The organism is Falsochrobactrum tianjinense (genome assembly GCF_019100495.1).
GTDB classification, from domain to species: Bacteria; Pseudomonadota; Alphaproteobacteria; order Rhizobiales; family Rhizobiaceae; genus Brucella; species Brucella tianjinense.
The window spans coordinates 1-10,050 of record NZ_JAHRVA010000012.1 but is presented as its reverse complement, the minus strand read 5'-3'; the positions used below and the strand labels follow the sequence as shown (position 1 = coordinate 10,050).

Genomic DNA, 10,050 nt, shown 5'->3' with positions numbered 1-10,050 from the left:
CGAAACGCCCGAAACTGTTCAGACAAACCGAGCCACCTCTGTTCGACTGCGGGCTAGCCACTGGCGTAAAGCAGGGCGTCAAATTGAGGGCTTGGGCAAACAGCCTCGTGTCCCTTGCTGTGTAAGCCGAACCATTGTCGGAGAGATGCTCGATAGCATGCGGAGCTTGGGTTGCTCCGAAGCGTGTCTCGACCGCCTCCAGCATCATGTCGCGGACGTCTGAGCCGGAGATGCCAGCATTTGCGACCGCTGTCCAGGCAATGATCTCGCGGTCGAAAGCGTCGATGATGAAGGCGAGACGAATGATCTCACCGTTCCAGCAGGTAAATTCCAGACCATCCGAGCACCAGCGCAGGTTCGAGCGCATGAGCATGACCTTGCCGTCGTGAATGCGGCCTTTGCGAACGGTCGTATGCTTCTCCAGCAACATGCCGTGGTTGCCCATTATGCGATGAACCCGTTTGGCGTTGACGACAGGCTTATCGGCGGCCCGCCTTTCGCGATTGAGAAGCGCGGCGATCCGCCGATAGCCATAGGTCGGCCTCTGGTCCACCAGCCTGCGGATGACGGGCAGGAGCTCCGCATCCTCGGCCTTATGATAGGACCCGCGCGGCTTTGATCGGCCTTTCAACCGCTCGATGAGGTTCGAGCGGGAGACGCCCAAAGTTTCGGCGACAGCCTTCATCGGGAACCGTCCCTCGGCAACAAGATCGGCCGCGATATCCGTTTTTGTGAGTCTGCTTTCGAAAGGGCTTCGCGGAGTATTTCGACTTCCATCGTTTTGCGACCAAGCATGCGCTCCAGCTCGCGGACGCGATCTTCCAGCTTTTTCACTTCCGAATTGCCGACAACCGGCTCGTCAGAATCCACCGCTGCAGCACCTCCCTCGCTCAAAAGCCTGCGCCACCGGTAAAGTAGATTGGGCGCAACGCCATGGCGGCGAGCGGTAGAAGATACCGTCTCGCCTGGTTCGAAACTCTGCTCAATGATTGTCAGTTTCTGCTCGGTTGTCCATCGCCTGCGGCGCACATCTCCCGTCAGCAATTCGACGTGTCTGAAATCGTTAGACATAAGCCTATACTCAAGCCTGTGGTTGAGCCTTTCTGCTTATGCCGACTGTCCGGTCGAAATGGGGGCAGTTCATATCGCTCAAACAGCAACTTGCGGAGATCACAGCGTAGTTGCGTCCAAAGTTAAGGTGCGCTCCATCCCGACCAATTTTTTTTGCAACAAAGCCGCCTAATATGTGTATGTCAGAGTTCGACTGCTCGACTGAATTCTGCGGAGCACATCTCATACAGATGCCTAACGGCGGGATTGTTCTGTAAAAAACTTGCTACTCCAAAATATACCTGAACTGATACCAGATCAACTAGACCAATGCTGAGAACATCCGTATCGTTCGAATGCACAGTCCAAGAGGGAAGAATTCCAAAACCAAATCCCTGCTCAATGCATCGCTTGACGCTCGTACTACTTGAAACGGAAATAGGGGAAGTTATGTCGATGCCTTTGAGCTTGATAAAATCGAGAGCAATATTGCGAAGCGTTTGCCCTGGTTCATGAGTTATGAATGGGCGCCCCTTCATCCACTTGGCAACGTCATCTTGCGGTTTAATCGCTCCCCAAGACGCGGGATAGACGAGGCTAAGGTTGTAACTGCCGAGTAGGCGCTGTGTTAGGATCGGATCACCAAAATATTGCTCGGAGATAAGTACGTCTACGTCGCCATTTTTTACGAGATCGGACAGAGCAGTATCGCGTTCGTAAAACGATAGCTCGTAATCAGGATATTTCGCACGAAATTGGGAAATGATGTTCGGAAACATGTGAAGGAAAAAACCTTGCGGTACACCGATCCGTATAAAAGCTTTCTGTTTGTCAATTAACGTCTTGATCCGTTCAAGCATAATATCAAGCTCTGGATTCAATATACCAAATAATATAGCTCCCTTGGGAGTGAGCGATACACGCTTTGCACCTTGTTCAGAAACAATCAGTTTACTGTCCAGTATCTGTTCAAGTTTGCGTATGTGATTTGCGACTGATTGGTAGCTTAAATTCAGCTCACGTGAAGCCGCAGAGAAAGAACCTTGTTTTGCAAGATGATAGAAGGTTTGAACCAGTGTTAGACTGGGCTTAGCCATATTGCTCCCATCCACCTAAATACAGGCCTGCAACGCTAACTTCGAGCACCATCGAGACGGTGCCTAGCCAGTTTTCTTATCTTAATACAAATTATTGAACCTGTTACAAGATTTCGAAGAAGTATGTACTGGTTTCTTGTATCGACAGCTATTCGCTCCCTATGGCAGATTTGAATTTACATTGCAATCGTGGGTGTGAGGTTTGAAATGAATGGTGCGGCAGCTCTTGTAAGAATGCTTTCTGATTACGGAGTGGAAGTCATTTTCGGCGTTCCTGGTGATACCAATGTCGCCCTATACAGAGCTCTTAAATCCATAGAAGGTGCACCGGTTCATGTGCTGTGCCGCGACGAACGATCCGCGGTTTTTATGGCAGATTGCTATGCGCGCATTTCTGGCAAACCAGCAATTGCAGAGGTCCCAAGCGGTGCAGGTGCCATGTATGCACTACCTGGCGTTGCAGAGGCGAATGAATCATCTGTGCCGGTGATCTTATTGGTGAACGACATCCCACGCGCGGGCGTGGGAAGAGGCACTTTAACGGAGCTGCCTATTGGTGAACTGTTCCGTCCAATCGCAAAGCACGTCGAGACCCTTCCGTCAATCGGCAAGTTGCCTGAAGTCGTACGCCGTGCATTCCGTTATGCAACAGCAGGTCGCCCTGGCGCAGCTGTCCTCGCACTACCTGAGGATATTCTGTACGAAGAAATACCTGAGGCCGATGTGTCCTTGCATATAGAGCCGCAATGCCGCGTGGCACCGTCTTACCGCGTTCAACCGCAACAAGACGCAATTGACGCCGCAATGACAGCGCTCCTTGAGGCAAAAAAACCACTAATAGTCGCTGGCGGTGGCCTGAACCGTTCTGGCGCGTCCCTTGCGTTAACACAATTTGCCGAACGCTTGAACATCCCGGTTGTAACCACCATCACAGGACAGGGCGCCGTACGCGATAATCATGATCTTAGTATCGGCATTATCGGTGATAACGGGTTCCATCCGCACGCACTATGGGCACTGGAGAATGCTGATCTCGTTGTTTATATAGGTTGCCGGATGGGTTCTGTTGCCACAATGAACTGGCGGCATCCATCTATGAATGCGCATTGTAAAATTATACAAATTGATCTGAATCCTGAAGTCATCGCGAATACATACGAGGTTGACTTTCCCATTTACGGTGATGCTCGTGCTGTATTAGAGGCGATGATTAATGCGATAAATCCTGAGTATCTACTAGATACGGTAGTTTGGGTTGACAATATCAACCAGCGCCGGAAGGAATTCTGGGAACATATTGCGTCCATGGATGAGCAAGACCCTTCGCCGATCCGACCTGAGTTTATCATCGAAACGCTTAATCGTCATCTTCCCGCCCCTTGCAATGTTATTTCTGATGCTGGAACACCGACACCTTATTCTACGCGTTTTCTGAAGTTTTGTGACGATCAATCCCGGCTAGTCATTCCTCGTTTTTTCGGCGGGTTGGGTTATGCCATACCGGCAGTGATCGGTGCCTATTACGCAGCTCCAAATGTTCGCCCTGTCGGCTTGTTCGGCGACGGATCACTCGGGATGTCAGCAGGAGAACTGGAAACCTTGTCACGATTGGACATACCCGCTGTTCTAATTCACTTCAACAATGCCTGCTTTGGCTGGATTAAAGCGCTACAGCGCGTGACAAATACGGAACGATCAAACGACGGTACATTCAGTGTCGATTTTAATCCACATAGTATGGATAAACTTGCCAGCGTTTACGGTATCCACTCGTCGCGTGCTGAAACTCCCGAAGAATTTGAAAACGCAATTGCTGAAGCCTTCAACCATGATGGTCCGTATTTCATCGATGTCGTTGTAGAATCTATCGCGAATCGGGTTCCTCCCGTCTATTCATGGCTCACGAAAACAGGTGCAAACCCGATAGCACCTGAAAAGAGAACAGCAGCGTAGAAGGCGGATCAAACATATGTATTCTTGGGATTTTCAATTCCTCTGGAACTATAGATATTTATTTATTGAAGGCATCGGCGTCACAATCGGGTTTACTGCCGCCATTGTTGTTTTCGGTATTATAGTTGGCCTAATCGCAGGGCTTATGATGCTGTCACGATTTTCCCTGCTCCGGTTTATTGCAGCGGCTTATATTGAGCTGTTTCGCTGTACGCCTTTGCTGGTTCAGTTGATCTGGATGTATTATGCATTGCCAATTCTATCGGGGATTGAACTATCCGGTGTCTCTGCTGGCTTAATCGCACTATCGCTTTATGGTGGCGCATTTTATGCCGAAATCATCAGAGGTGGCGTGATTTCCATCGATATCGGACAAAGCGAAGCCGGTATGGCACTCGGTATGACGCCCTTCCAGATTATGAGACGGGTTATTCTTCCTCAGGCGCTTAAGCGTATGGCTCCGCCTATGCTGAACCAGTCGATTATACAACTTAAGAATACGTCGCTGATTTCGATTATTGCTGTACCAGACCTACTCTATCAAGGGCAAATTATCGCACATGACAGCTACAAACCACTTGAAGTGTATACAGCAATTGCTCTTGCTTACTTGGCGATACTCTTCCCTCTGACGGTATTGGCACGCTACGGCGAAAGAAAGCTATTGGTAAGAGATTAATTATGGCTAGTAAACCAAAGATCGAAGTCAGTGGTATTCGCAAGAGTTTTGGCTCTCTCAATGTCCTTCGAGATATAAGCCTTTCAATTGATGTCGGCGGTGTTGTTGCCCTGATTGGCCCTTCAGGTTCGGGAAAATCAACGCTGTTGCGTTGCCTCAATCTACTGGTTACCCCGGACCAAGGAAGCATAAGCATTGGTGATAATCGCTTCACGTTCGGGCCTGGTACTGTCCAGCCTTCCAAGCGTAAGCTTGCCAGTTTTCGCGCCAATACGGGAATGGTGTTTCAGCATTTCAATTTATTCCCGCATTTAACTGTGCTTGGAAACATAATTGAAGCACCAATGACAGTGCGCAAAATGTTGAAGGAAGACGCAAGGCTGCTCGCAATGGAGTTGCTAACCAAGGTCGGATTACCGGATAAAATGCATGAGTATCCCAGCCGGTTATCCGGTGGGCAAAAGCAGCGTGTAGCGATTGCGCGTGCCTTAGCAATGCAGCCAGAAGTCATGTTGTTCGATGAGGCAACATCCGCACTTGATCCCGAACTGGTCGGTGAAGTTCTGTCAGTAATGCGTTCGCTCGCGCTCGATGGCATGACAATGATGATAGTCACCCATGAAATGGCCTTCGCCCGAGAGGTCGCGGATAAGGTTATCTTCATGCGTGATGGCGTTATCGTCGAGGAAGGACTGGCAAAGGACGTAATTGACAACCCCCAAAATGCGGCGACACGTGCATTTCTGACCCCTTTTCATCAAAAGAGCGGTGCTTGATCCCGCGATTTTGGATCTGCCGTTGGTCGTAGCAGAGCAGAATATGGCCGTTTAGTTACAACACATTATAATAACAAAATGGGAGCAATAATCACATGACTACTACCAATCGACGCAATCTATTGACCGCCGGGCTAGCATTATCGGCTATCGCTGTCCCTACAGCGGCTGCAGCCTCTCAAAGTAGCGGCAAAGAGCCCGTTATGGAACGGGTTGCACGTACCGGCGAGCTTCGACTGGGCGCCGTGGCTGGTGGTGCGCCATTTACGTACAAAGATATTGCAAGTGGTGAATGGAGGGGCTTCTGCGTTGATTTTGCTAAAGATATTGCTGCAACTTTTGGAGCAAATCTCAAAATTGTAGAGACGACATGGGGCAATGCTGTATTGGACCTAGAGGCAGACAAAATTGATCTGTTCTTCGGCATGTCGCCCACGCCAAAACGGGCTTTAGTGGTAGATTTTTGTAACTCCCTCTTTATGAGTGCCTTCGCCATGATCCGCAAAAAGGGTTTTGAAGGTAAAGATTGGGTAGAGCTTAACGACCCATCCGTAACGATTGCTGTCGATGTCGGTTCATCCCATGACCAAATTGTTACACGGCTTTGCCCGAATGCCAAAGTTTTGCGCTTCAAATCCGTAGATGAAGGTGTGGCTGCAGTACAGGCTGGCCGCGCGGATTGCCAGATTGTAGATGTTTTTCTGGCACTGACAATGGTGCAGAAGAACCCGCAACTGGGAAAACTTACCGTTCCACAGCCGGCCTATGGTGCTTCAACCAATGGTGGTTTCCGTCGTGAAGACAGAGCGACTTGGCGCGATTTTGTAAATGTTTGGATTAACTACCAGAAAAACATCGGCGGCATTCGTGAGATCGTAGTGAAAAACATGGAAGCGATTGGCGTTTCCGCGTCGACCATTCCGGAAGGTCTTGACCTATAATCCATCTAAGTTGGCCGTTGCATGTCAGCGGTCATCGACTAAATAGGAACCTGGGCATGAACCAGTCTCGCATGCGCGAAGAGTTACTGCCGCAAATCACCGACGAAGATAAGATTGAGCTTGAACGAGGATACCAGCTTCTTGTTGATTTAATCAACGTCATCAAAACCACCCATCACTTTGAACTAGATGAGGCTTCTGGGGAGTGTAATCCTCATGCGTAACATCGGCTCGATGTCAATTCTCACGCTGCGAGACGCCATAGCCAATGGTCAAATATCGGCTGTTGATACTGTCCAGAACTTCCTGGATCAGATTGAAACAAGCCAACAGACACTCTCTGCGTTCACTACCGTGGATATCCAAGGTGCGTTAAAGCAGGCAGAGGTAATTGACGCAAAGGTCAGGCGAGGCGAAAAACTTGGGCCTCTTGCAGGCGTCCCCGTCTCGATTAAAGATATTATAGATGTTGAGGGAATTGCAACTACAGGCTGCTCGCGCTCTGCTCTCGATATGGTCGCATCAAGCGATGCAGACGTAGTTGCGCGTCTTCGGGCATCAGACGCTATTATCATCGGCAAGGCTAATTGCCATGAATTCGCATTTGGCGGCCCATCATTTGATCTCCCTTTTCCACCCGCCCGAAATCCTTGGAATCCACAATACTTCCCCGGTGGTTCATCCAGCGGCTCTGGCGCGTCAGTCGCGGCTGGCCTCTGTTTTGCGTCAATCGGAACCGATACTGCAGGGTCAATTCGGCTGCCCAGCGGCCACTGCGGTGTCGTTGGCCTAACGCCAACTTATGGCAGCATTTCCATGAGCGGCATCCGGCCTCTCAGCGGTTCGATGGACCACGTTGGCCCGATGGCCAGAACTGTGCAGGATTGCCGCGTAGTGTATGAGTGCTTGAGCAATCAAAATGCCACCAGCGATAATGTGAGCAAGACATACAGCAATGGTGACCTTAGGGGCGCGCGGTTTGGTATGGCAATTTTGGAGCCTACACTTGAGCAGCGTTTACAAGCTGAGATACGTGAGACCTATCGTAATGTAGGCTCTATTGCCGAAAATGGTGGTTGCCAAGTGGAGCAGGTTCACCTGCCGTCATTGCATCTAATCCATGCTGCCGCATCCGTTGTTATGATGGCGGAAGTTGCTGCCAATTACGCAAAATCGGTTCGTGCGCGTTATCAAGACTTTGGCGCGGCTTTCCGTTTACGGTCTCTGGCCGGAGAATGCGTTGGGAAAGACGACTACCAGCTGGCTAGCTCCCTACGCAATGAGCTTTATCTCGCAATGAAAAAGCTATTTGAACAGGTAGATTTCGTAGCCTTACCAGTATCATTAAAGGTGCCCGGCAAGCTTACAGAAGTAGACCGCTTCTATTTTCTGGGCGATTTAAATATCAATATTCTGGCAAATTTTTTACATCTTCCTACTGTCACACTGCCATGTGGATTATCAAACGAAGGTTTGCCGATCGGTATTCAGATCGTCGGACGCAGAGGAAGTGAGGTGTCGCTACTCAATATTGCTGAAGGATTGGAACGGCATATCAACTTTAAACCCTTAACGGCCGATTCCGTCAGATCAACGATGCTCAGAAAATAAGCTGATCCGCTTTTGTCGTGAAGAGTTTGGATAACCAAGGCGCTCTTATCGCAGTCGAGGTTAGCTAAATTGTGTCCATTTTTTGCGAAAGTCAGTGGGTGATAGCACACACGCTGAAATCTAAATCACGGAATGAAGATGACTAAACATATTGCAGTTATTGGCAGTGGTATTGTCGGGGCTTGTGTAGCAGCGGCGTTGGTAACGGACAATCATCGCGTTACGCTGATAGAGCCAGGGCCCGTCGGAGGGGAGCAGGCAGCTAGTTATGGTAATGGTGCGTGGGTAAGTCCAGCATCCATCATTCCGATGTCGGTACCTGGTACTTGGAAGAAAGTGCCGCGGTATCTTCTCGATCCTAACGGGCCGCTGACGATCCGATGGCGTCATTTTCCATCCATGTTGCCATGGTTACTGCGTTTTCTCAATGCTGGGTTTACGAAAGCAAAGGTGGAGCGTACCGCTCGAATACTCACGTCTCTACTCAACGACGCACCGTCACGGCACCAGAAACTTGCTGAAGAAATTAGCCGACCTGAATTGATCCAGGCAAAGGGGTTATTATATGTCTATCCTGATCGTGATGCGTTCGAGAAAGATGTGCTTCCCTGGAACTTGAGAAAGCAGAACGGTGTTAAGTGGCAGGAGCTCGAACGGGCTAACCTTCATGCGCTTGAGCCAACATTGAGCGAACAGTACAATTTTGGGGCGTTGGTTGAGCAAGGTGTGCATTGTATTGACCCTGGCGCTTATGTAGCTGCAATCAAGGATTACGTTGTTGCTTGTGGTGGGAGTTTTATGCCTGCTGCTGTGACAGGTTTTTCGGTGCATAGTGGCAAGCTTAACGCGGTGCAGACTAACGCAGGTGTCGTGCAATGCGATGCAGCTGTGATTTGTGCAGGTATTCATTCTCGTAAACTAATTCAAATCTGTGGTGATTATGTCCCCTTATGCAGTGAACGCGGATATCATGTGGTTTTAGAAGGAATGCATGAAGGGCCGAGCATACCAATTATGACAAGCGACAGTAAATCAGCGAACACATCGACACGCTCAGGTTTACGGATAGCAGGCCAAGTCGAGATGGCCCCGATTGAAGCAACCCCAAATTGGCGACGTGCAGATATATTGTTAGCACAGGCTGCCACGACTTATTCAGTGGTGCGCAACAGTTTAAAGGGGACTAATGTATCTCGCTGGATGGGGCATCGTCCGTCAACCCCCGACGGCCTGCCCGTCATTGATCATTCTTCGTTATCTGATGATATTATCTATGCTTTTGGGCACGGACATATCGGCTTGGCTACTGCTCCAGCGACGGCTCAGCTTGTAGCCGATCTGATTGCAAAGCGTGATTCTTTCATAAATTTAGAACCATTTATGATCAGACGTTTTAAACTTTAGGAAATTCGCTGGGTTGCCATACCCCGATTGTGCGTTGTTGCACGAAACGAATTACGGGTGGAATCTGGTCTTTGATGCAGGATTATGCGGTTTCACCTTTCAGGTGGATGGATTTCGGGTGTGGCGTTTGCAGCATACGGTTACGGACGGTGTTGTCACGTTAAGTTACCCAGGCCGATAATGGGCTGATGCTCTCAGATTTCAGGCAAGGCAGGCTGCACTTTTCCATGTATCGAACGCTTCAAGACGGTGGTAGCGAATTGTTTGTGCGGCACGGCGGTGGGATGGAACTGAAAAGCGATTGCGGGTAGCAGAGTGCATGGATACGAACCGTTGCAACGCTCCCGGAGATCGGTGGCCTTGCATGGTGCGCTCCCGTTTTCGAAATGGCAGGTGGCTATTCTCAGCCCTATTATTGAGGCCCTTGTGCGACCAATGATCGAGGCTGGGTGTGAACCGCGCCGGGTTTGCCAGAGGTGTCAATCGGAACGGAATATTCAGAGGTGGCTCGGTTTGTCTGAACAGTTTCGGGCGTTTCG

9 protein-coding genes and 1 pseudogene are annotated in these 10,050 nt (G+C 49.7%); 7 read left to right on the top strand and 3 right to left on the bottom strand.

What is annotated here, in order from left to right:
• Window positions 1–1,071, bottom strand: a pseudogene (locus KUG47_RS16535) (IS3 family transposase); the annotation flags it as partial.
• Between the two features lie 182 nt (window positions 1,072–1,253).
• Window positions 1,254–2,147 (bottom strand): LysR family transcriptional regulator, encoded by an 894-nt coding sequence (locus KUG47_RS16530; RefSeq protein WP_217679141.1) that lies wholly within the window; start codon window positions 2,145–2,147, stop codon window positions 1,254–1,256.
• Window positions 2,148–2,354: 207 nt separating this feature from the next.
• On the opposite strand from KUG47_RS16530, the gene KUG47_RS16525 reads away from it, so the two are divergent.
• The 7 genes from KUG47_RS16525 (at window position 2,355) to KUG47_RS16495 (ending at window position 9,511) form a co-directional block, all read left to right on the top strand.
• A complete protein-coding gene (locus KUG47_RS16525) occupies window positions 2,355–4,100 on the top strand; it encodes a thiamine pyrophosphate-binding protein (RefSeq protein ID WP_217679139.1) in 1,746 nt (581 codons plus the stop codon).
• Between the two features lie 16 nt (window positions 4,101–4,116).
• The gene (locus KUG47_RS16520; RefSeq protein ID WP_217679137.1) at window positions 4,117–4,779 is read left to right on the top strand and encodes an amino acid ABC transporter permease; all 663 of its coding nucleotides are present in this window, start codon (window positions 4,117–4,119) and stop codon (window positions 4,777–4,779) included.
• A 2-nt stretch (window positions 4,780–4,781) separates the two neighbouring features.
• Window positions 4,782–5,555 (top strand): amino acid ABC transporter ATP-binding protein, encoded by a 774-nt coding sequence (locus KUG47_RS16515; protein ID WP_217679135.1) that lies wholly within the window; start codon window positions 4,782–4,784, stop codon window positions 5,553–5,555.
• A gap of 95 nt (window positions 5,556–5,650) precedes the next feature.
• Entirely contained in the window at window positions 5,651–6,496 is an 846-nt protein-coding gene (locus KUG47_RS16510) for a transporter substrate-binding domain-containing protein (RefSeq protein WP_217679133.1), read from the top strand.
• A gap of 56 nt (window positions 6,497–6,552) precedes the next feature.
• Complete coding sequence (locus KUG47_RS16505; protein WP_217679131.1) at window positions 6,553–6,720, top strand: hypothetical protein; 168 nt, start codon at window positions 6,553–6,555, stop codon at window positions 6,718–6,720.
• Window positions 6,713–8,107: an amidase gene (locus KUG47_RS16500; protein WP_217679129.1), complete on the top strand. Its 1,395-nt coding sequence runs from the start codon at window positions 6,713–6,715 to the stop codon at window positions 8,105–8,107. Before KUG47_RS16505 ends, KUG47_RS16500 begins: the two co-directional genes overlap by 8 nt.
• Before the next feature lie 138 nt (window positions 8,108–8,245).
• Window positions 8,246–9,511 (top strand): NAD(P)/FAD-dependent oxidoreductase, encoded by a 1,266-nt coding sequence (locus tag KUG47_RS16495; protein ID WP_254799614.1) that lies wholly within the window; start codon window positions 8,246–8,248, stop codon window positions 9,509–9,511.
• Window positions 9,512–9,712: 201 nt separating this feature from the next.
• Here KUG47_RS16495 and KUG47_RS16490 read toward each other — a convergent pair.
• The coding region (locus tag KUG47_RS16490; protein ID WP_254799613.1) for a DDE-type integrase/transposase/recombinase at window positions 9,713–10,050 on the bottom strand (338 nt) is incomplete at its 5' end.

Bases quoted from the DNA above. Each gene is read 5' to 3' on its own strand.
- KUG47_RS16530 (WP_217679141.1), bottom strand. From the start codon at position 2,147: ATGGCTAAGCCCAGTCTAACACTGGTTCAAACCTTCTATCATCTTGCA.
- KUG47_RS16525 (WP_217679139.1), top strand. From the start codon at position 2,355: ATGAATGGTGCGGCAGCTCTTGTAAGAATGCTTTCTGATTACGGAGTG.
- KUG47_RS16520 (WP_217679137.1), top strand. From the start codon at position 4,117: ATGTATTCTTGGGATTTTCAATTCCTCTGGAACTATAGATATTTATTT.
- KUG47_RS16515 (WP_217679135.1), top strand. From the start codon at position 4,782: ATGGCTAGTAAACCAAAGATCGAAGTCAGTGGTATTCGCAAGAGTTTT.
- KUG47_RS16510 (WP_217679133.1), top strand. From the start codon at position 5,651: ATGACTACTACCAATCGACGCAATCTATTGACCGCCGGGCTAGCATTA.
- KUG47_RS16505 (WP_217679131.1), top strand. From the start codon at position 6,553: ATGAACCAGTCTCGCATGCGCGAAGAGTTACTGCCGCAAATCACCGAC.
- KUG47_RS16500 (WP_217679129.1), top strand. From the start codon at position 6,713: ATGCGTAACATCGGCTCGATGTCAATTCTCACGCTGCGAGACGCCATA.
- KUG47_RS16495 (WP_254799614.1), top strand. From the start codon at position 8,246: ATGACTAAACATATTGCAGTTATTGGCAGTGGTATTGTCGGGGCTTGT.